15 protein-coding genes, 2 tRNA genes and 2 pseudogenes are annotated in these 21406 nt (G+C 59.7%); 13 read left to right on the forward strand and 6 right to left on the reverse strand.

Annotation, left to right across the window (positions count from 1 at the left end; all coding sequences use genetic code 11):
* Position 1: 1 nt before the first annotated feature.
* Entirely contained in the window at positions 2-640 is a 639-nt protein-coding gene (upp, locus tag BN3002_RS09850) for a uracil phosphoribosyltransferase (RefSeq protein ID WP_058237680.1), read from the reverse strand.
* Positions 641-724: 84 nt separating this feature from the next.
* On the opposite strand from upp, the gene tadA reads away from it, so the two are divergent.
* The 3 genes from tadA to BN3002_RS09865 all read left to right on the forward strand — a co-directional run bounded on the left by tadA (position 725) and on the right by BN3002_RS09865 (position 3979).
* Positions 725-1378, forward strand: a complete 654-nt coding sequence (gene tadA, locus BN3002_RS09855) for a tRNA adenosine(34) deaminase TadA (RefSeq protein ID WP_074026232.1) — start codon at positions 725-727, stop codon at positions 1376-1378.
* Between the two features lie 98 nt (positions 1379-1476).
* A tRNA-Ser gene (locus tag BN3002_RS09860) sits at positions 1477-1565 on the forward strand.
* 854 nt (positions 1566-2419) lie between these two features.
* The gene (locus BN3002_RS09865; RefSeq protein WP_058237681.1) at positions 2420-3979 is read left to right on the forward strand and encodes an Ig-like domain-containing protein; all 1560 of its coding nucleotides are present in this window, start codon (positions 2420-2422) and stop codon (positions 3977-3979) included.
* A 175-nt stretch (positions 3980-4154) separates the two neighbouring features.
* Here the strand turns inward: BN3002_RS09865 and BN3002_RS09870 are convergent, their stop codons facing one another.
* From BN3002_RS09870 to tdh, 3 genes are all read right to left on the reverse strand, one after another.
* Positions 4155-4775, reverse strand: coding sequence for a superoxide dismutase (locus BN3002_RS09870; RefSeq protein WP_058237682.1), 621 nt, complete (start codon positions 4773-4775; stop codon positions 4155-4157).
* 160 nt (positions 4776-4935) lie between these two features.
* Positions 4936-6129, reverse strand: a complete 1194-nt coding sequence (locus BN3002_RS09875; protein WP_058237683.1) for a glycine C-acetyltransferase — start codon at positions 6127-6129, stop codon at positions 4936-4938.
* 22 nt (positions 6130-6151) lie between these two features.
* The gene (tdh, locus tag BN3002_RS09880; RefSeq protein ID WP_058237684.1) at positions 6152-7210 is read right to left on the reverse strand and encodes an L-threonine 3-dehydrogenase; all 1059 of its coding nucleotides are present in this window, start codon (positions 7208-7210) and stop codon (positions 6152-6154) included.
* 401 nt (positions 7211-7611) lie between these two features.
* Between tdh and BN3002_RS09885 the strand changes: the two genes are divergently transcribed.
* The 7 genes from BN3002_RS09885 (at position 7612) to BN3002_RS09915 (ending at position 18635) form a co-directional block, all read left to right on the forward strand.
* Positions 7612-8949: a serpin family protein gene (locus tag BN3002_RS09885; protein WP_058237685.1), complete on the forward strand. Its 1338-nt coding sequence runs from the start codon at positions 7612-7614 to the stop codon at positions 8947-8949.
* 493 nt (positions 8950-9442) lie between these two features.
* Entirely contained in the window at positions 9443-11398 is a 1956-nt protein-coding gene (locus BN3002_RS09890) for a DUF7059 domain-containing protein (protein ID WP_058237686.1), read from the forward strand.
* A gap of 110 nt (positions 11399-11508) precedes the next feature.
* The gene (gene topA, locus BN3002_RS09895; RefSeq protein ID WP_058237687.1) at positions 11509-14457 is read left to right on the forward strand and encodes a type I DNA topoisomerase; all 2949 of its coding nucleotides are present in this window, start codon (positions 11509-11511) and stop codon (positions 14455-14457) included.
* 61 nt (positions 14458-14518) lie between these two features.
* A complete protein-coding gene (gene tmk / locus BN3002_RS09900; RefSeq protein ID WP_058237957.1) occupies positions 14519-15367 on the forward strand; it encodes a dTMP kinase in 849 nt (282 codons plus the stop codon).
* Positions 15368-15459: 92 nt separating this feature from the next.
* A complete protein-coding gene (locus tag BN3002_RS09905) occupies positions 15460-16629 on the forward strand; it encodes a DNA polymerase III subunit delta' (protein WP_058237688.1) in 1170 nt (389 codons plus the stop codon).
* Positions 16630-16743: 114 nt separating this feature from the next.
* A complete protein-coding gene (locus BN3002_RS09910) occupies positions 16744-18429 on the forward strand; it encodes an alpha/beta hydrolase (RefSeq protein ID WP_058237689.1) in 1686 nt (561 codons plus the stop codon).
* Positions 18430-18562: 133 nt separating this feature from the next.
* Positions 18563-18635, forward strand: a tRNA-Thr gene (locus tag BN3002_RS09915).
* Between the two features lie 79 nt (positions 18636-18714).
* On the opposite strand, the pseudogene BN3002_RS11510 reads toward BN3002_RS09915, so the two are convergent.
* A pseudogene (locus tag BN3002_RS11510) lies at positions 18715-18957 on the reverse strand (helix-turn-helix domain-containing protein); the annotation flags it as partial.
* Positions 18958-19042: 85 nt separating this feature from the next.
* Here BN3002_RS11510 and BN3002_RS11515 point away from each other — a divergent pair.
* Entirely contained in the window at positions 19043-19264 is a 222-nt protein-coding gene (locus BN3002_RS11515) for a MerR family transcriptional regulator (RefSeq protein ID WP_058237690.1), read from the forward strand.
* A 295-nt stretch (positions 19265-19559) separates the two neighbouring features.
* Here the strand turns inward: BN3002_RS11515 and BN3002_RS09925 are convergent, their stop codons facing one another.
* Positions 19560-19973 carry a hypothetical protein gene (locus tag BN3002_RS09925; protein WP_154955731.1) on the reverse strand — a complete coding sequence of 138 codons (414 nt, stop codon included), beginning with the start codon at positions 19971-19973 and terminating at the stop codon, positions 19560-19562.
* Between BN3002_RS09925 and BN3002_RS09930 the strand changes: the two genes are divergently transcribed.
* Positions 19972-21171 carry a hypothetical protein gene (locus tag BN3002_RS09930; protein ID WP_154955732.1) on the forward strand — a complete coding sequence of 400 codons (1200 nt, stop codon included), beginning with the start codon at positions 19972-19974 and terminating at the stop codon, positions 21169-21171. The genes BN3002_RS09925 and BN3002_RS09930 overlap by 2 nt on opposite strands.
* Positions 21168-21362, forward strand: a pseudogene (locus BN3002_RS11575) (MarR family transcriptional regulator); the annotation flags it as partial. The gene BN3002_RS09930 and the pseudogene BN3002_RS11575, both read left to right, overlap by 4 nt.
* Positions 21363-21406: the final 44 nt, after the last annotated feature.

The following is a 21406-nucleotide window of genomic DNA, read 5'->3' on the forward strand; positions in this document are numbered from 1 at the left end:
CTTAGTCGATGATGCCGTACAGGCGGTCGCCGGCATCGCCCAGGCCGGGTACGATGTAGGACTTCTCGTTCAAGCCCTCATCAACGGCGGCGAGTACAACGGTGACATCAGCGCGATCACCCACGGCTTTTTCCACCTCATGAATGCCTTCTGGCGCCCCCAGAATGCATACGCACGTCACATCACGGGCGCCGCGTTCCAGCAGGTAGTTCGTCGCGGCTACCATCGTGTGGCCGGTGGCGAGCATGGGATCCAGAATAAAGCACTGACGGCCCGACAGGTCGTCCGGCAGCCGATTCGCATAGGTTTCAACCTGAAGCGTATCCTCGTCACGCTTCATACCCAGGAACCCAACCTCGGCGGTGGGCAGCAGGCGAGTCATCCCGTCGAGCATTCCGAGGCCTGCACGTAGGACGGGAACGACAATCGGACGTGGATCGGACAGTCGTGCCCCAACGGTGGGACACACGGGAGTCTCAATTTCGATATCTTTCACGGCAACGTGACGTGTTGCCTCGTAGGCCAGCAGGGTGACGAGTTCGTCAACGAGCTGGCGGAATGTTGCCGACGGAGTGCGGCTGTCTCGAAGAACAGTGAGCTTGTGGTTAATCAGCGGATGATCAGCGACATGTAGGTGCATGGTTCAAGCGTACCGCGCCGGACATGCCTGAGGCGATCGAGTCGTTACTGTTGTCCTTCTCCGCTGGCGCGGTAGGCTTACCTCGTGACGGTCGACGAATCATGGTCCCAGGCGATGGGACGCGCACTGTTTCTGGCGAACCGTGCCCGCGAAGCGGGCGATGTCCCTGTCGGAGCGGTGGTCCTGGACCCGCACGGCACGGTCATAGGGTCAGGCTGGAACCAGCGGGAAACGACCCACGATCCCAGTGCTCACGCTGAAATTGTGGCGCTGCGTCAGGCCGGCCTCGCGATGGGCACATGGAACCTTGCGGGATGCACCCTGGTTGTGACCCTCGAGCCTTGCACGATGTGCGCCGGAGCGGTGGTCAACTCGCGCGTCGACCGCCTGGTATTCGGCGCGTGGGACGAAAAGGCCGGAGCTGCCGGTTCGCTCCGCGACGTCGTGCGTGACGCTCGTCTGAACCACACAGTGGAAGTGATCGGCGGAGTTCTGCGCCAGGAAGTGGAAGTCCAGCTCAAAGGATTCTTCTTCGAGAAGCGCTCAGATGCGCTTCATGAAGGTCGCTCCCCACGAGTCACGTCACACTCGGCCGCCGCTGCCGCACTCCCGCCGGCCTCCCGCTCATCATCAACGAGGAAGACGCCGAACGGCCCTGATACGACAGTGCCGCCCGCATCGCCTGGTGAGAATCTGCTCCCGAAAGGAGTGCGCCTGCGAGGTCGCAAACGATCCTGACGACGGGCACCCGGCAACGTGTTTTTGGCCACGGTTAGCCGCCAGATCGCTGCTGAAGTAGCGTTGGTCGACGGATTTCGTGTAATCTGACTGGCCGAGGTAGCGTGTCCGAGCGGCCGAAGGTGCAGCACTCGAAATGCTGTGTGGTGATAAGCCACCCTGGGTTCGAATCCCAGCGCTACCGCCATTAAGAACCGCAAGATACCAACGAAAAGTCAGGGTCAGCGGTTCAGGGAAAACCGGACGGTGCACCAACGGTGCACATTCAGACCAAACTGCACACTTCGTGAGCGCTCAAAAGTAGTTAACGCTCAGACCTAGCGTGCTCAGTGAATAGCGCTAAACGCCCCGCCGCCTGACACCCTCACTGCTAGCCACACAGACACAGCGACAAGGCAATCGAGACAGCGGCCACGACAAAACGAACAGTGTCACGCCGTCAGCAGCGGTCTTACAGTTCTTCTTTATCGGCTGACTGCACACCGGGCACAGCCGAGTCTGACGGGATTTCCTCACCAATCATAATCAACACAAGAAATCAAGAATCATCACGACTTAACCCCGAAAAACATAAGTTCACCAGGAAACGCCGACCTGGCAAGCCGAAACACTCAACCGGAGCACCACGTTTTGGCAATTGACCCTTCTTTGGCTCCTGCCCTCTCCTGCGAGTCGGCAGGGGCCAGGTCTGTCAGTACACGCCCGCACCCCGCATGGCAATTGACGAGGGCGCCCCCATCCACTGTTGATCAGGGGGTTCGTGCACACGCCGCCCTTAGATTGAGGGGATTGTGCACCACAGAGCCTGAGAATGAGGGCAGTGTGCACACATCACCCGAAGAACCAGGCCGTGGCGCATCCCTTCCAGTACGATCTACGCAACGATGCCGCTACACTCATTAGTCGAACACGGCCATTCGAGCGGTACTCGGTGCTCTGGCGAGAGGGCCATTTCTACCAAAGTGTTGGGTTTTGTGGACTGGGAATGTAAAATGCTCCTAACCATCAATCTGGTGTGAGAAGGGACTCGCTACTGTGAGAATGAAAACGAGGGCATCACTGAGCGCACTTGCAGCCTTCGCGCTGGTCGCAGGTGTGCAGGGCATGACAAGTGTGGCGCAGGCAGCTGAAGAACCGCCTGAGAGCAGTTATACGCTGAACTTCAAATGGAAGACGTATGACAGCAATCCGGGGTGGACGTACGACCAATCGCGTACGGGTATTTCCAAAAAGATGAGGATGTACTGCACTCTCTACGGCAAGACGAGTCCGGATGCGGCTGAGAAGCAAATTCCTGCTTATGAGTGGGCAGATGTTCAAGTGACGTATGGCGAGAAGTCGTCGTATGTCGTGAAGACGCCGTCAACTCGCACCGTTGACGGTACGGATTATGTAGATGTGCATATCGATGCGTGTTATCACGTCATGAATGACGAAGAAGGATTTGCGCGTGATCTTGCCACGTCCCACTCGACCGTGGCTGGCACCAACGTCGACGATATTTCGATCTTTCAGCAGGCGAACACCGACTTTGAATTCGTTCTGACTGAAGGCGTCATTCACCCCGAAGATGCGGATGGTGTATCGGTCAAGATCGGACTGAATCGTACCTATAAAGGTAAGACTGAAGAAAACTTCAAAGGAAAAAGCCGCCAGAAAACTGTCAATACCTACAACTTCAAGGGCAACGCAGTTCACCATCCGAGCGCGGAATACAATGCTGATCGTACTCAGACGCCCATTACCAGAGCAGCTTCCGGGAATGATCTCGACATCTTCAGCCCTTATACGGGTCGCATCAAGACCTACGCGTTGAATGCGAAGTTTGCTGACACGGGCGGCGTTGTGAACGCAAATGGTCGCTACGAGATTGAAAAGGTCGAAGGCGACGATCTGACTGGGTGGACTGTATACGTCAAGTCCAATGTGAAGGAAGTTGCGCCTGAGAAACCGACCACCACCCAACCGGACAAGTGCGGTGAAGAAGCGACCGTTAACCTGCCAAAGGCGGAGGATCCTGACAATCCGGTGTGGAATTACGAGGAGACCCGCGTTAATGCGAAGGGTGAGCCGGACGAAAAAGGCCAGTTTATGAAGGTGACGGCTAAATTGGCTGACCCTGTTCTCTACATCGTGAAGAAGGATGAAACCACGGGCGAACCGGTCCAGACCGAATGGACATTCGACATCGCCGCTGCCGCATGCCCGGCAGCACCAAACTGGGATGATGTGACAACTCCTGCTGACAAGCCTGTCGTTGTTCCCAACCACGGTGGCCCGGTCGCCGACGGTGCCACTGTCCAGGTCAAAGGACCGGGAACGGCTGTTATCAACGACAATGGCAACATCACCGTAACCCCGAATTCCGGTGCGCGCGTCGGTGATGTCATTACCGTGACTGTGCTGGACAGGGACGGCAAGGTGCTTGATAGCTTCCAGGTCACGTTGACGAAGGTTGACCAGGTCATCACAGTCAAGCCCGCTGCCGACAGGAAGGGACTGGCACGTACCGGTGCTGATCTTGGGATGAGCGGTGCTGCAGCGGCTCTCGCGCTGCTTGCAGGTGCGTCGACCATGATCTTGGCGCGTCGTCGACGTTAGTAAACGATTCGGTTCACCGCCACAGGTGATCTGCAGAGTGTGGCTCCTCGTCTTTCAGGCGAGGAGCCACACTGCCTGTGAACCGCAAAAAGAAGGTGCTCCGAAGCATGAAACTTCGGAGCACCTTTGGTCAGTGGTGCGCCGCGCTGTCGCGGAGCATTCAGTTAGCGGAAAGTCAGGCTACAACCAGACCCTTGAAACCGCGAGCGCGCTCCAGGCGCTCGCTGACATCCTGCCAGTTCACCAGGTTCCACCACGCCTTGACGTAGTCAGCCTTGACGTTCAGGTAATCCAGGTAGAAGGCATGTTCCCACATGTCCAGCATGAGCAGCGGGACCGTCGCAACGGGCACATTCTGATGCTGATCAAACAGCTGGAACGTCACCAGGCGCTCCGCAATTGTGTCCCATGCGAGCACTGCCCAGCCGGAACCCTGCAGACCGGTCGCAGCTGCGGTGAACTGTCCCTTGAATGCGTCGAAAGAAGTGAAGAATTCCTTGATGGCTTCAGCCAGCTCGCCTTCAGGCTCGCCGCCGCCGTCCGGAGACATGTTCTTCCAGAAAATCGAGTGGTTGGTGTGGCCACCGAGGTTGAACGCCAGATCCTTCTCCAGCTTGTTGATCGTGGGGAAGTCGCCCTTCTCCTGCGCTTCGGCAAGCTTTTCGAGGGCGGTGTTAGCGCCGGTCACATATGTGTTGTGATGCTTGTCGTGGTGCAGCTCCATAATCTTGCCGGAAATGTGCGGTTCCAGCGCGGAGTAGTCGTACGGAAGATCAGGCAGTGTATAAGTCGGCATGGCAGCTCCTTAGCTCTAGACGAGGCGATTTGCCACACATCCGGGCCTTAAGCCCTGGATGCTTCTTCTTTAGGGTATCGGCCTTCGAATCTTTTCGCATGACTTATATGAGGTAATTACTGGTCACCCTCGTCCACTCTGTCAGTCCGACATCAGCTGCCTACCCAATAACGCTCTCACGTGCATCAATGAATGCCTTGACACACGCGCGTACATCGTCCTCGCTGTGCGCGGCCGACAGCTGCACGCGAATACGTGCCAGCCCCCGCGGAACCACAGGGAAACTGAACGCCGTGACATACACACCCAGCTCCAACATGCGGGCCGCAATTTTGACGGCCAACGCCGCTCCATCATCTCCACGGAACATCACGGCATGAATCGGATGCGAACCGGGCAGGACATCAAATCCGGCGTCCTCCATGAGAGAGCGGAACAGTGCCGACATCTCCTTCAGGTGAGCGCGCGCATCGTCAGCCTGGGCGGCCAGTTCCAAAGCCTTACGCGACCCTGCCACAACAACGGGAGCCAACGTGTTGGAGAACAGGTACGGTCGAGCCTGCTGACGCAGGGTGTCCACAATGGCCTGCGGGCCAGCGACATACCCACCCGAAGCGCCACCCAGCGCCTTGCCGAGTGTGCCGGTCAGAATATCCACCCGACCCTCCACACCGCAGTACTCAGGAGTTCCCCGACCGTGCTGACCGACGAACCCTGTCGCGTGCGAATCATCCACCATGACGAGGGCGTGAAACTCCTCTGCCAGATCGCAGATCTGTTCAAGGGGAGCGTACGAGCCGTCCATCGAGAAGACACCGTCAGTGACGATGAGGACCTGATCGCACTTCTTGTCTCGAGCTGCCTGGAGCTGGCGACGCAGATCCTCGATGTCGGCATTGCGGTAGCGGAAGCGGGTGGCCTTGCACAGGCGAATACCGTCAATCAGTGACGCATGGTTGAGCTCGTCAGACACGATGGCGTCATCGGGACCCAGAAGGGCGCCGAAAATTCCGCCGTTGGCATCAAAACACGACGAAAACAGGATGGAGTCATCCATGCGGAGAAACTGAGCGATCTCGCGCTCCAGCGCACTGTGCTGATCCTGAGTACCGCAGATGAAACGCACCGATGACATTCCGAAACCCCACCGGTCAAGCGCTTCCTTCGCTGCATCGACAAGTCTCTGATCCCCTGCCAGTCCCAGGTAATTGTTGGCACAGAAGTTGAGCGCCTGCCCGGAGTTGGTGTCAACGTGGGAGCCCTGGCGACCCAGGATTTCGCGCTCCTCCTTATACAGTCCCTGCTGGCGAATCTGATCGAGGTGAGCTGTCAGCCGTTCGCTGAGTGTGTCCATTGTGAAATGCTCCTTCGGATCTCTATTTCTCCCAATCGATAATGACTTTACCTGCCGTGCCGCTGGCTGCGGCTTCGAACGCATCCTCCCACTGCTCAGGGGCGAATCGGTGCGTGATGATGGAACGAACAGATTCGCGCAGCTTCTCGGACGATTCCATCATGAACGTCGCCAGGTACCACGTGTCGAACATCTGGCGCCCATACACCCCTTTAATGGTGAACATGCGGGTGATGACCTTGCCCCAGTCCACGGGGAAGGCGCCTTTCGGCAAGCCGAGCAGTGCCAGTGTTGCACCATGGGTGCAGCAGTCGATCAACGTGGTCAGCCCGCCGGGAGCTCCCGACATCTCGATTCCCACGTCGAAACCCTCACGAATGCCCAGTTCAGCCATCACATCTGGAACCGTGCGGCGCGTAATGTTGACCACGGCGTCCGCCCCTACCGAGCGCGCCATGTCCAGGCGTTCCTCCTGAACGTCGGTGATGACGACGTGGCGCGCGCCCGCATGTCGGGCGATCGCCACGCACATGATCCCGATAGGGCCTGCACCCGTAATCAGTACATCCTGACCAGTCATCTCCACCTGCTGACAGGTGTGGACAGCGTTCCCAAACGGATCAAAAAGTGCGCCGAGCTCCGGGTCGATGAGGTCGGGCTGAACCCACACGTTTGACGCCGGCACCACCACGTAGTCAGCGAAACCACCGTCGCGGTTCACGCCGATGCCGACGGTGCGCAGGCACATCTGCTTGCGGCCCGCGCGGCAGTTACGGCACCTGCCGCACACGATGTGCCCCTCCACTGATACGTGCTGTCCGGGATGTAGCTCGTCGCAGCCGAATCCGGCAGCGACACCCTCGCCAATTTCGACGATCTCCCCGAAAAACTCGTGCCCCAGCGTCTGCGGTGGGGTGAGGGATCCGGGGGCTCCGCCATCCCAGTTGAACAGGTGAACATCCGTGCCGCACAGGCCTGCGCGCTGCACTTTAATTTTGACTTCACTCGGGCCGACTGCCGGTTCGGGGATGTCGCACAGCTCCAAACCTGGTGCCTGTGCCATTTTGCGAAGTGCGCGCACGATGAGCCTCCTTGCTGCCAAAGCTGCGATGCTGCAGGCTGTCTGGAGGGCGAGCGCACCGCCTGAAAAATGTCAGCTCCTAGTGTGGCACGTATAGCCGCTGAAGTGAGAATTTGCGAGGGGAGGCCGAAGCCTGTGCGGATGACCGTATCGTGGTACCGCTCAGCTCATGGGGTATAGGTGCGCTGAGGCGTTGGGGCCTTGGTACTGGATGATCGTGGCAGACGATGAAGATGTCACGTCTTGGCAATGGTGGGTATTCATTTATGTAACGGGGGTTGTGGGCTGCTTCACTTCCTCATAATCTATGGATTATGGATAAAGGTTTTGAGGTGTGTCCCCATTGGGGGCGCGTGGTGTGCGGTTGTATCGGGAGTGCGATCCTTGTGGCTGGATGCACGATGGGCGGCGGACAGGGAGATGAACCACAGTCCCCGGCTGGCACAGTGGTTGAGCAGGGCGTGCCGCTCAATGTGGACATCGAGATTGGCCCGCTGGAAGCCGGGTCGTTTGATTCGCTTGATGATCAGGCCCGTGTGTCGATGTATGCGATGGGGTTGTCCACCGTTGCGCGCGCTGCTCGCTTAGGCGGCAGCGCTCAAAGTGGCAGTGCGGATGAGGGCGGCATGAGTGGCAACGGTGAAGCCAGCGTAGGCGGTGATTCGAGTGACACGAATGTGTTGACGTCTCCTGTTGGCACGGCGACAGCTATTGCGCAGATTGCCTTGGGTGCCCGAGGGCAGACGCGCGCGGAGTTTGAGCGGCTGATGGGCCTCAGTTCTGATGATGCGGCCAATCAGTTTTCCAAGGCATGGAACATGTGGGATCGCTGGAATGGTGATCCTGGGCAGGTCGCTGGTGGCGCAGTGGCCGAGAACCCGCTGGTCGCGCGATCGATGCGTATGGTCCTCGACGACGATCTGGTGCCTGATCCCGCGTGGCTTCATGCCGTAACGTCGAATTGGGACAGCGAGGTTGCCGATCTGGATCTGCAGTCTGCGTCAGCCAAGGAGGACCTGGACAGCTGGGTTAATGAACGCAGCGGAGGTTTGGTTGACGCCTCCGCAATTCAGCTTGATGAAAACTCGCGCCTGGTGGGGCAGAACGCGGTGGTTTTCAGTGCTCCGTGGGCGAAGCCATTTGATCAGAACAATACGCGGCGAAATGAGTTCTACACGGCTGAAGGGCCAGTCAAACTGGTCGATACGATGCACGCCGAGACTCCGGCACGTGCATTCGAGGACGACAAATGGACCGCCGGGACGCTGCCCTACAAAGGTGATGAACTGGTGCTTCACATTCTGATGCCTCACGAGGGGACACAGGTGAGTCCGGCCAGCATCGATGAGATGGTGAATGTGCTCGGTGACGTGGATGAGACGGAGGTGGACGTGTCTCTGCCGAAGGTCGATTTCACGTCATCATCGGATCTGCTGACGATCCTCGAAGACATGGGCGCACCTGTCGATCTGGGACACGGGGACTTTTCAGGGTTTGGCACCTCCGCTGATGAGGGGTCGGCGGTGTTTCTCGACCAGTTTGTTCAGCAGGGACGTTTAATCATGAAGGAGAAGGGCACTGTGGCGGCAGCGGTGACCGAGTTCGGAGGAAGAGCTACTGCGCCGGCACCGCCGCCCATGCTTGTGTTTGATCACCCATACCTCGCGATCATCGCGGAAATGCAAACCAATACGCCGCTGTTTATGGCATGGATCGGTGATCCGTCCCTGGTCAACTAGGGCAACTCAGTCGACTGCCAGGCGCATGGTGAGACGGGCTGCCCGTCCCTGATTCCCCTTAGGTTCGCCCCAGTGCAGGTGCACAATGCCCCAGGAACTCGTGCCCGTGTGCACATACCCCTAAAAAAGGCGTCCATACGTGCACATACCCCTGGAAAGTCGGCCCTGTGTGCACATACCCCTAGATCTAACGTCACGCCACATCACCCGAATTCTAAACATGCAGGTCAGGAGGTCGCGGGCTAGTCCCCGACGATGACATCCGAGGTTTATCTAGGGGAATGTGCACCGAGAGACCTTAAATCTAGGGGAATGTGCACCGAGAGACCTTAAAACTAGGGGTATGTGCATTGAGCAGCTTCAGATCCAGGGGTATGTGCAACTGCGACGTCCTCGCGGCCTCAGGTTAGCTGCCCGACTCGGAGCGCACGTGCACGCTCACCCGGCGACGTCCTCGCGGCCTCAGGTTGGCTCGTCCGCGTAGGCTGGGTGCATGCGAACAGATGACGTGTCGGATGCGAGCCAGCAGATTCCGCCGCAGACACCCTCGGGCGCGACGAAACCGCCGCACCCTCCCTCGGACATTGCGAAGTCGCCGCGACCGCCTGCGCTCGACGACAATCTGATCGAGGCATTGCGCCGGGACCTTGAAGCAGCTCACTTCACCGTCGATTATGTTGACTCGCTGCTCAGCCAGCAGGCGCAGAATGCGTTGATGCGTGATCAGCGCGTGCCGGCGATGGTGGAGCTTCAGCGGCTGATTGATGGTGAGTTCGCCGGGAACGCCGCAGCCGCCGCAACGTTGGCGCAGCTGTTTATCCTGGGGATGGATGTGGACTATGACCGCGTCGATGCGGCATTGCCGGCTCTGGGCAGTGCTGGGGCCTGCGCGCTCGGCCTCATCGCACCTGCCGGCGCGAGCGCGAATGCCGCCGAAACCAGCGGTGCCGACGCGAACGCGAAAGCCGCTGAGACCGGCAACCTCGCCGGGAACGCCGGTGAAACCAGCAGCGATGTCGAGTCAGCCGCCGCTCCGATGCGCGCGCTGTTTGACCTGCGACCACATGCCGCCACGCTGCCGGACGGCGACCATCACTGGTGGGTCCTCTCCGATCTGGGAGAGGCCACAACGGGCAGGCCGCTTGCTCCTGACCACGTGCTCGGCATCGGCGGAGCAACGACAACGTTGCTGACACTGACCGACCGCACACCCGTTGACAGCGCACTGGATGTCGGCACAGGCTGCGGCATTCAGGCACTCTACCTGGCCACGCACTGCACCCGAGTCGTGGCGACAGACCTGTCTGAACGCGCCTGTGAAATCACCCGTTTCAACGCCGCACTGAATCAGGTAGCCATTGACGTGCGCTGCGGATCCCTGTTCGAGCCGGTCGCCGGCGAGCGCTTCAACCTGATCGTCTCCAACCCACCATTCGTCATCACTCCCGATTCGGTGCGCGCATCCGGATTGATGCAGTACCGCGACGGTGGCGCGCAGCGAGACCACCTGATTGCGCAGATCATTCGCGAGGCACCCGACCACCTGACCGAGGGCGGCACCATTCAGATGCTGGCAAATTGGGAGGTCGACTCTGACTCCACCGCCACATGGTCCGATCACCCCAGAAGCTGGTTCGACGGCCTCCCCGTGGACGCGTGGGTGATTCAGCGAGACTGCCTCGAACCTGCCCAATACGTCGAAATGTGGCTGCGAGATTCCGGCGGCACGCTCACCGCCCGCGACACGTTCGAACGCGCATACGCCGACTGGCTGGCTGACTTCACCGCGGCCGGCGTCCAGTCGATCGGCATGGGACTCATTGCAGCTCGCCGCCGCCCGGATTTCGCTGAGAAGGGTCCTTCCGCCGACGGGGGTAGTCCGATTGACGAGGACGACGTGGCCGCCTCACCATCCAGTGCCAATGGGAATGAGCCGGATCGGGCGACGCAGCGCCGGCCCGCATACGTGGAATGTGACGCGGTGGCGACCGGACATGTGCCAACCGGGCGAGACATACGTCGAGGCCTTGACATTATTCAGCTCGTCGCCACCCGCGCCGGCGGAGGCAAGATCTATGGCAGCAGTGACAATGGCGGCAGCGTGGAGGGCGATAGCACCGATGGCGGAAGCGCCGACCTCCTATGGGACCTGCACGCCGTGTGCAGCCCGGATGTCACCCAAGTGCGTTATTTTGCGCCCGGTGAGGCCGACCCGCAAGTGATCGAGCTGCTCCAGGGTGGAGGTGTCGGACTGAAAACCTCGGTGAGTTCGGAACTGGCCGGCCTGGTGGGCGCTGCAGATGGCGAGCTGACCCTGGGACAGATCGTTGCCGCGATCGCAGCGCTCATGGAACTTGACCCCGGCGACCTGCGAAATCGTCTGTCGCCGGAGGTGATCCGCCTCCTCAAGTTCGGCATATTGCGCACCAGCTCACAGGACACGCCGTGAGCGAGATGCCGGTTAAACGTTGTATGGTCATCAGCGAACCACATTTCGCGGCTAAGTGAATTTCCCTCGGGAAGGCGAAATGACGGACAGGCAGGAAGGAACGGAGGGACATGGGCGCGTCGAAGTTAGTCATCGTCGAGTCTCCGGCGAAGGCGGCCACTATTGGATCTTATTTAGGGCCGGGCTTTCGTGTTGAAGCCTCGGTCGGTCATATCCGCGACCTGCCTCAACCGTCCGAACTGCCCGTGTCCATGAAGAAGGGCCCGTACGGTCGTTTCGCCGTCAACGTCGAAGACGGCTTTACTCCTTACTATCAGGTGACGCCTGAGAAGAAAAAGCGTGTCACTGAACTCAAGCGCGCCCTTAAGGATGCTGACGAGCTCTACCTGGCCACTGATGAGGACCGCGAGGGTGAAGCCATCGCGTGGCACCTGCTGGAAGTGCTCAAACCGAAGGTGCCCGTCAAGCGCATGGTGTTCCACGAAATCACCCGCGAGGCTATTGAGCGCGCACTGGACAACACGCGCGATATTGACACCGACCTGGTTGACGCGCAGGAGACTCGACGCATCCTTGACCGCCTCTACGGCTATGAAGTCTCACCGTTGTTGTGGCGCAAAATCCGCCCATCCTTGTCGGCCGGCCGCGTCCAGTCGGTAGCAACTCGCCTGATTGTGGATCGTGAACGCGACCGCATGGCGTTTATCCGCGCGGACTACTGGTCCATCGATGCCTTCATTCAGGCTGACGAGGGTGACTTTACGGCGCGTGTGAGCGCGCTCGATGGGCGTCCTGTAGCCACTGGCACTGATTTTTCCGAAGAGGGTGTGCTGTCGGACAAGGCTCGCAAAGCTCAGACAGTGGCGCTGGATGAGGCTGCAGCCGACCGCCTGGCGGACGGTCTGCGTGAGGCTCCCTCGTCGATTGAATCCGTCACGAAGAAGCCGTACCGCCGTCGCCCTGCTGCGCCTTTCACGACGTCAACCCTGCAGCAGGAAGCTTCCCGTAAGCTGCACTGGAATGCGTCCTCAACGATGCGCACGGCGCAGTCCCTGTACGAGTCCGGTTACATCACCTATATGCGTACCGATTCGACCGCGCTGTCGAGCCAGGCAATCCGTGCGGCGCGCGCCCAGGCAGCTGAACTGTACGGCAGCGATGTCGTGCCGGACAAGCCCCGTATCTACGGCACGAAATCCAAAGGCGCGCAGGAAGCACACGAAGCGATCCGCCCTGCTGGTGACCATTTCCGCACCCCCGATGAGGTGCGTTCGGTGTTGAGCCGCCAGCAGTGGGCGCTGTATGACCTGATCTGGAAGCGCACAATTTCCTCGCAGATGGCGGATGCGACGGGGCATACCTCCACGATCCGTGTCCTCAGCCAGCTCACCGATGTGCTCGAGCTGCCAGATGGCACGGGCGCGCGGGAAGTGACCTCGTCCGTGTCTGGTACAACGATCACGTTCCCCGGGTATCGACTGGCCTATCAGGAAGGCCGCGACAAGGATCGCGATGAACAGGCGCTGTCACAGCCCGCCGCTGACGCAGCATCCGCTTCACAGCCTGGCTCGCAGGATGGTGCGCGCGGAGCGGAAACCCTGCTGCCTGCCGTGGAGGAAGGCGAAACTGTCACGGTTCACCACGCTGAAGCCGAAGACCATCAGACCCAGCCACCGGGGCGCTACACTGAAGCGTCACTGGTGAAAATGATGGAGCAGCTGGGAATTGGCCGCCCCTCCACCTATGCGGCAACGATTCAGACGATCGGAGACCGCGGCTACGTCACGCACCGCGGTCAGTACCTGGTGCCTACGTGGCTGGCGTTTTCCGTCACGCGCCTTCTGGAGGAAAACCTCTCTGACCTGGTGGATTACGATTTCACGGCGTCGATGGAAACCGACCTGGACCGCATCGCGGGCGGGCAGGAGAACTCGACGCAGTTCCTCACGGAGTTTTATCTCGGCAGCAGCGCAGACCAGACAGAGGCCGAGACTGCCAGTGGCGTCGATGGTCCGCGTGACGAAGTGGCCGACGCAGCGGCGGATGGGTCTTCCTCGTCGAAGCGTGAAGGACTACGCACCCAGGTTGCCTCGCTGGGCGACAATATCGATGCGCGGGCGATCAACTCGATTGACTACGGCAACGGCGTGACGCTGCGCGTGGGGCGCTACGGGCCGTACCTGGAGCGCGACAGTGACGATGTGCGCGCCAACGTGCCGCCGGACGTTGCGCCTGACGAGCTCGATGAAGCGAAGATTGCCGAACTGTTCACTCAGGCAGCTGATGATGGCCGTGAGCTCGGCATCGACCCGGCCAGCGGGCATATGCTCATCGCGAAAAATGGTCGCTTCGGCCCCTACGTTTCCGAAGTTCTGCCCGAGGACGCCGACGAGGGCGACGCTGCGAAATCGACGCGTAAGAAGAAGGTGAAGCCGCGCACGGCTTCCCTGTTCAAGTCGATGGATCTGGCGACGATCACACTGGATGATGCACTGATGCTGTTGTCGTTGCCCCGTGAAGTGGGAGCTGATCCGGCAGATGGCGAAGTGATCACCGCTCAGAATGGTCGCTATGGGCCGTACCTGAAGAAGGGGAGTGACTCGCGCTCACTGGAAAGCGAAGAGCAGTTGCTGACGATCACGTTGGATGAGGCGCTGGCACTGTTCGCTCAGCCTAAGACACGCCGTGGCCGCACGGCCAGGCCGCCGTTGCGTGAATTCGGTATTGACCCGATCTCTGAGAAGAAAGTGGTGGTCAAGGACGGCAGGTTTGGACCGTACATCACGGACGGTCAGACCAATGTGACGGTGCCGCGATCCGAATCGATCGAGTCGCTGACTGAAGCCCGCGCCTTTGAACTGCTGGCTGACAAACGCGCCAAGGGGCCTGCTCCCAAACACGGACGCAAGAGCACCTCCAGAACGACCCGCAAGAAAGCCTCCACGAAGAGTGCGAAGACGACGCGTAGGAGCGCCGGGACTGGTGCGAAGAAGTCGTCGGGCACGTCCAAGGCTTCAGCGTCGAAGAAGAACTCCTCATCTGCGGATGGCGACCAGTAGTGCGTCGGCCTGAACAGCGTGCATGTACGCAAATGCCGGTGCCTCGTGCAAAGATAGGCTCATGAGCACTTCCAGCGGGGATTCGCGGCGCAGGCGCGGCCTGTTCATCACCTTCGAAGGCGGTGACGGTGCAGGCAAAACCACCCAGATCGAACACGTCAAAGAGTGGTTTGATCAGGCTGGATGCGTCTCGTTTGTGACCCGCGAACCGGGTGGAACTGACATGGGTAACCAGCTGCGTCAGCTCATTCAGCACGGACCCGAAGACGTGGATCCGCGTACTGAAGCCCTGCTGTATGCGGCCGACCGCGCCTACCATGTAGCAACCGTGATCAGACCCGCGCTTGCGGCCGGTCAGGTAGTGCTGGCTGACCGATTCATTGACTCGTCAGTGGCCTACCAGGGCGCTGCGCGCGAACTGGGCGTGGATGAGGTACTGGCCTTGTCAAAATGGGCGACGGAGGACCTGTCGCCGGATCTGACATTGCTGTTGGATTTGCCCCCCGAGGTGGGTGCCAGACGAGGGTCGGCGTCGCACACCGCTGACCGTATCGAGCGTGAATCAATGGACTTCCATGAGCGAGTGCGCCACGAATACCTGCACCTGGCAGATCGCTACCCAGACCGCATTGTCGTCATCGATGCGGTCGGCACCCCTGAAGAAGTGTTCCGCGAGATCAGAGGCGTACTGGAGGAACGCGTTCGACCCGCATTGGGTCTCCTCGTCAATCATGAGGCGCACGATCAGGTCGAGCTGTCTGCGACCGAATCACCCCAGCCGAACGCGCCTGCGCCCGAGCATGCAGCATCGCAGACAGGCGATGAGGACCGGGCTGGCACGATGGTGGCGGCTTTGCTGAAAGAATCCCAGGGCACGTTGTGGGAAGGTGACAGTGAGGGACTGCTGTGATGAGCCCGACGTGTTGCAGCGGTGTGCCCACCAGCGGGTATCAGCGCCTGTACGAGGCCTGTGCGCCGGTATCGCTGTGAGGCAGGTGAGCGATGAGCGTATGGGATGACATTGTCGGTCAGGAAAAGGCCGTCGCCACGTTGCAGGAAGCTGCCCGCGCCGCCCGCCACATCGTCGAGGGCAACAGTGATCGCAGCACCCACTCCATGACCCACGCATGGCTCGTGACAGGGCCGCCGGGTTCCGGGCGATCCAACGCTGCGCTCGCATTTGCCGCGTGCCTGCAGTGCACAGGAAGTGAGATCGGGTGCGGCACGTGCCCAGGATGCGTGACGACAGTGGCTCGAACAAACGCTGACGTGCTGAGTGTTGCCACAGAAACCAGCATTATTACTGCAGAACAGGTGCGCGACATCATCATGCGCGCCCAGGTGGCGCCCTCGCAGGGCCGCTGGCGCGTCATCGTTATTGAAGACGCGGACCGCATTCAGGAACTCTCGTCGAATATCCTGCTCAAGGCTATCGAGGAGCCTCCCGAGCGCACCGTGTGGGTGCTGTGTGCACCAAGCTCCGAAGACATGATCACCACCGTCAGGTCACGCTGCCGACAATTGTCCTTGCGCATCCCATCGATTGACGCTGTGGCTGGTCTGCTGGTCCGGCAGCTCGGCGTGGATATGAACGTGGCGCGCGAGGCTGCGCGGGCAGCGCAGTGCCACATCGGGCGGGCGAAAGCCTTGGCGCGTGACCCCGAGGAGCGCGATAAGCGCCGTCAACGCATCCGCGCTGCCATTCACGTCGCCTCAGTCGGTGAAGCCGCTGTCGCCGCCCATGACCTAGTTGAGATGGCGAAGAGTGACACGGAGACGGTTGCCGAGCAGCGCAACACGGAAGAAGAAGCCAAGTTGCGCTACCAGCTCGGCATGGTCGAGGGCGACAAGATGACGCCGCATGTGCGCTCACAACTGCGCCAACTGCGTGAAAATCAGACCCGCCGCATGAAACGCTCACTGACCGACATGCTGGATCGGATCCTGCTGGACGTGATGAGCGTGTATCGCGATGTCCTCATGCTCCAGCTCGGTGCGAATCAGGATCTGATGAATGACGATGTCGCGGAGGTCATCGAACATATCGCCCGCACCTCCAGCCCGGAGCAGACTCTTGCGCGCATCGACGTGATCGACCAGGCGCGCACCAGACTGACCAACGGTGCGAATCCACTGCTCGCAATGGAAGCAATGGTGGTGGCGCTGCGTTAGATGCGCGTGGCGTCCAGCCGGAGGGTGCGCGACCGCATCGACACTGTCCGTGAACCAGGAGGCCCCGGTCTTCCATACGGGGGTAGGTAACTGAATCATTGTTAGTCTTGACCCATGAAAACGCGTTCACGCAACATCGTGATAATTCTGCTCGCCATACTGGTCGTCGTTGCGCTGGCAACTGTCAGTGCCGTGCTGATCGTTGGACACGACCGCAAGAGCGGTGGATCTGCCACTCACCAGCAGTCAGCCGTCAGCGAAGATGGTCGCACGGTCATCACCTCGGAATCAACGTTCAGCGACACTTTGGGTGACCTGCCGGAACCAACCATTGAGGGCTTCTACCAGCAGAAAGTCAACTGGCGTGAATGCACTGATGACGACCTCAAACAGATGGAAGGCTCGCAGCAGTCATCAGACGGATATGAGTGCGGCGCACTGTATGCACCGTTGGATTGGGACCAGCTCGACGGCGATGTGATTGCACTGGCGCTGGCCATTCACCGCGCACCGCAATCCGAAGGCGCATTGTTCTATAACCCCGGTGGGCCCGGTGGCCCGGCAACTTCGATCTTGCCCTACATTGCGAGCCAGGGACTGTCGATGGATCTGGCGGACCGCTTTGACATCGTGGCATTGGATCCGCGCGGAGTCGGCCAGTCCACGCCGGTTATCTGCCTGACAGACAAAGAACGCGATGAAACGGCCGCAATGTCCGACGATCCAGCCGATCAATCCGACAGCACCCAAGAGCCCACCCCGCAGGAAATTGTTGAGGATCTGAAGGCTGAATCCGCCAAGCTGGCAGCTGGATGTAAGGAACACAGCGGCTCCCTGGCCGAGCACGTCGACACGATCTCAGCTGCCAAGGATTTTGATATGGCGCGAGCCGCCCTCGGACAGGACAAACTGACCTATCTGGGGTACTCATACGGCACCTACCTGGGAGCGACGTACGCCGAGCTGTTCCCCGACAAGGTCGGACGCATGGTGCTTGACGGTGCGCTCGACCCGTCGCTCAGTGTTGACGAGGTTGAACGACTGCAGATGCAGGGGTTCGAGGACGCCCTCGCAAACTGGATTAAAGTGTGCTCCGCATCGTCGGACTGCCCGGTGGGGTCAAGTGTTGACGAAGGACTGGAGACTCTGAACGCGTTCTTCGATCAACTGGAAGAAAAACCGCTTGAGACGCAGGATCCTAACCGACCGCTGACGTCTTCCCTGGCCTTCAGCGCCGTGATCGGCCTGCTGTACGACACGCAGTTGCACGATGCGTTGACCCAGGGGCTGGATATGGCAATCAAGCAGGACGATGGGTCAACGATGCTGGCGCTCGCAGATCTGCTGATGGAACGCAACGCTGATGGCACGTACCAGAATAATTCGATGGAAGCAATCAGCGTGATTAACTCCCTGGACTATTCTCCGGTCGGAGACATTGAGCAATGGGCTGCTGCAGCGGAGAAGATGAAAGCTGAGCTGCCGTTCATGGGTCGTTTCGCCGGGTATTCCTCTGCCGCTTTGGAAGGCTGGCCCATTGAATCTACGCGTGAACGCGGACCGATCCACGCTGAAGGCACCCCGGAGATTGTTGTGGTGGGAACGACGCACGACCCCGCCACGCCTTATGTGATGTCGCAGGCGCTTGCCGACCAGCTCAGTAAGGGCGTGCTGGTGAGCTGGGATGGATGGAATCACACGGCGTATTCGCGCGACGGGTCGCGGTGCGTGCGTGATGCTGTTGACGGTTTCTTCCTCAACGGAACCGTCCCGCAAGACGGTCTTCAGTGCACGGATTAGGCACTAACCTTTGTGCGTGACGCGCTCCACCTGTCGAGCATTTGTCGCAGGCGTGGGTAGTCGGCTACAGTAAACGTCGTTGCCTATCAATTGATGCGCGTGGCGCAGCCACGTAGCGCTGATAGGGAAGGCGGCCACCTTAGCTCAGTCGGCAGAGCGATTCACTCGTAATGAATAGGTCGTGGGTTCGATTCCCACAGGTGGCTCTGAGCTAGCCCCCGCGAGAGCGGGGGTTTTCGCGTATCCGGGGGTGAACGGAGCAGGGATCCAGCCGCCTTTTCCATCCGGATGCGGCATAAGGTCTTGAGCTTCAAGATCAAAGAATGCAGCGGTAAGAAGCAGATCCTCGGCCGACCAGCCAACGTTTCCACGAAGCTTCCGGCTAAGTGACGATGGTGAGACGCCGATCGCGTGAGCAAGAACCTGTGCTTGAAAGCCAGCTGCAAAGAGATGCTGATTGACTGACAGTCCAACAGCTTGGTCAACAGTTATTTGTGAGCTCTGAGTCGGTGGCATCCGAGTAGACATATTTCAAATGTAACCCATGCGTGCAAATACCGCAAGTGTTGTACTTGACGGAAAGTCCACAAAAGGGCATTCTTGTTGCATGAACATGCAAAAAACGCAAGTAGATGAGATTATCGGCACTGTTGTTGCTGCGGAGATCCTTGGGGTTTCGCCTGATACCGTCCGGCGTTGGGCGCGAACGGGGAAAGTTCGCTATGTGGAGTTGCCTTCAGGGCGGATGAGGTTTCGGCGCGAGGATATCGAAGTGTTGTTGGAGCCGGTTGAACCGCGTGGCGCGGGTGGTGGAGCGGTGAGGGGGTTGTGGTGAGTGCTGAGGCGGTTCAGTGGGCGTGGCGGGTTGAGTGTCGCAGGTTGAGTGACAAGCTTGTTCTTCTGCGGTTGGCGTGGAAGGCGGATGACGGTGGGGTTGTTCGTGTTGATCCTGCTTTGGTGTCGGGTGTGACGGGTTTGAGTGTGGCGCGTGTTGAGGCGTGCTTGTCGTCTTTGGAGCGTTCGGGTCTTATTGAGGCTCGGCGTTGGTCTGATTCGGGCTGTTGGTCGGCTCGTTTGGTGTTAGGCGGTGTGCTGTGAATCTAGGCGTTTTGCGTGCGCGTGTTGCATGTTTAGGGCCGCAGATTTTCCTTGGGGGACCGTATGGTCCAGCGTTCTCCGTCTTCGGTCTGCTCAATGGTAATGAACGCTGTTTGTTGCCATCGCAGCATAGTGGAGAGCTCACGAAGAAGCGTTTCTGGAGAGTCTGTTTCCGGAAGGTAGACCGTGTGGGTTTTCATGGTGACGCCGGAGGTTCGGCTGTTCGAACCGTCAATTGTTGCTTCTGCGGCTGTTGTGACTCCGAGTGCTCCTTCATCTGCTTTTTCAATTTTGACGTAGGGGTCGATGCTTCCTGCGTCACGAATCACGTTCACAATGGTGCTTGCTGCTGTCTCGGGTTTGATTATCCACATGTTCATTGGGGTTGCGCCCTTCTTCTCGTGGGTTTTGCTTGTGCTTTTGAGTTTAACCAGAGGTGTGGTCATGGCTGGTGAGTTTTTTGTCGTGCGTCGTGGGGCGACTGCGGTTCCTAATGCGACGGTGTGGAATAAGAAGTTGTCCATTCAGGCGTTGGGCGTGTTGGCACTGCTGTTGTCGATGCCTCCTGGCGCGCCTATGGGGTATCGGGCGTTGCTGGGGCGTGGTATGGGGCGTGATTTGTTGTTGCGGTGTTTTAGGGAGTTGGAGGAGTCGGGGTATCGGTGGCGGTTTTATGACCGTCAGGGTTCTGGCCGTTTAGTGACGGTGGTGGGCGTGTTTGATGTGCCTGTTTGTGAGGTGGAGGCGCGTGAAGCGTTGGAGTTGGCTCGTGGTGGAGCGCTGGGTGCGGTGTGCTCGGCAGGTTCGGGTGAAGGCAAGCAGGAGACTGGACCGTCTTCGGAGCAGGAAGGCGAGCCTGATCCGGTTGAGCGTCTTGGTGATGGTGCTGTAGGCGAGTCGCATGATTGCAAGGGTGTCACCGTGCGCCGGATTTCCGGCGCACGGTGTGAACGGGGCGATTGTGATTCCACCGTGCGCCGGGTTACCGGCGCACGGTCAGCCGTAGCACGGTCAGCCGGCGCACTATCCCTACGGGATACCAAGTTATTAGATAAATCTAATAACCTGACCGAACCAGACCTGGGTGAATCGGATTCGAAGCGTTGTGGTGATGAAGGGTGTGGTGCGGTTGGGTCCGGTCGGGCTGTGAGTGTTGATGGTTCTTCTGGGTCTTCGGGCGTGTCGGTGTCTGGCGGCGAGAACGTGGTGCCTGGCGCGGGCTTGTTGGCGCAGTGTCTGCCGCCTGGGATGCAGGCGTTGGATCCGTCTGGTGCTGCCAGGGTGGTTGGGTTGTTGCGTGAACGGTTGGATGCGGGGTGGCGTCCGCGTGAGATTCGGCGCGTGATGGATCAGCCGGTGCCTGGTGATGTGGGCCGGTTGTCGGCGTTGGTGGCGTATCGGTTGGAGCGCAATGTTGCGCCATTGATGGCGCCTGCGCGCCTTCAGCGTGTGGCGTTGGATGCGGAAGCTTCGCGTCGGCGGCGTGCTGTTGAGGCGTTGGAGCGGGATGCTGGTGCGGATGTTGATCCGGTGTGGTCTCGCGTGTGGGATGAGGTGACTGCTGAGTGCGTGGGGGTGTCGCGGGTTGTGCAGGTGCGTGAGGCGCAGAAGCGGTATGACCGTTTGGTTGGTGATCAGGCATGACGTCGTGGTTGGTGTGGGCGCGTGGTGTTGGGGGTCTTACTGCGTCGCAGTCGTTGGTGCTGTTTGAGTTGGCGCGGCTTGCGGATGCGCGTGGTGTGGTGATTTGCGCTGTGGAGTATCTGGTGGAGTGTACGGGTGTTTCTCGCAGGTCGGTGTTTCGCTCGTTGGCGGGTTTGGAGTCGCGCGGGGTTTTGTCACGCCAGATGCGGTATGTGCGGGGTCGTAAGGCGGCTTC

Source organism: Actinomyces ihuae (assembly GCF_001457875.1).
Classification (GTDB): domain Bacteria; phylum Actinomycetota; class Actinomycetes; order Actinomycetales; family Actinomycetaceae; genus Pauljensenia; species Pauljensenia radingae_A.

Coding starts and splice junctions, on each gene's coding strand:
- upp (WP_058237680.1), bottom strand. CDS start 640: ATGCACCTACATGTCGCTGATCATCCGCTGATTAACCACAAGCTCACT.
- BN3002_RS09865 (WP_058237681.1), top strand. CDS start 2,420: ATGAAAACGAGGGCATCACTGAGCGCACTTGCAGCCTTCGCGCTGGTC.
- BN3002_RS09870 (WP_058237682.1), bottom strand. CDS start 4,775: ATGCCGACTTATACACTGCCTGATCTTCCGTACGACTACTCCGCGCTG.
- BN3002_RS09875 (WP_058237683.1), bottom strand. CDS start 6,129: ATGGACACACTCAGCGAACGGCTGACAGCTCACCTCGATCAGATTCGC.
- BN3002_RS09885 (WP_058237685.1), top strand. CDS start 7,612: ATGGGCGGCGGACAGGGAGATGAACCACAGTCCCCGGCTGGCACAGTG.
- BN3002_RS09890 (WP_058237686.1), top strand. CDS start 9,443: ATGCGAACAGATGACGTGTCGGATGCGAGCCAGCAGATTCCGCCGCAG.
- topA (WP_058237687.1), top strand. CDS start 11,509: ATGGGCGCGTCGAAGTTAGTCATCGTCGAGTCTCCGGCGAAGGCGGCC.
- tmk (WP_058237957.1), top strand. CDS start 14,519: ATGAGCACTTCCAGCGGGGATTCGCGGCGCAGGCGCGGCCTGTTCATC.
- BN3002_RS09905 (WP_058237688.1), top strand. CDS start 15,460: ATGAGCGTATGGGATGACATTGTCGGTCAGGAAAAGGCCGTCGCCACG.
- BN3002_RS09910 (WP_058237689.1), top strand. CDS start 16,744: ATGAAAACGCGTTCACGCAACATCGTGATAATTCTGCTCGCCATACTG.
- BN3002_RS11515 (WP_058237690.1), top strand. CDS start 19,043: ATGCAAAAAACGCAAGTAGATGAGATTATCGGCACTGTTGTTGCTGCG.
- BN3002_RS09930 (WP_154955732.1), top strand. CDS start 19,972: ATGGCTGGTGAGTTTTTTGTCGTGCGTCGTGGGGCGACTGCGGTTCCT.
- BN3002_RS09925 (WP_154955731.1), bottom strand. CDS start 19,973: ATGACCACACCTCTGGTTAAACTCAAAAGCACAAGCAAAACCCACGAG.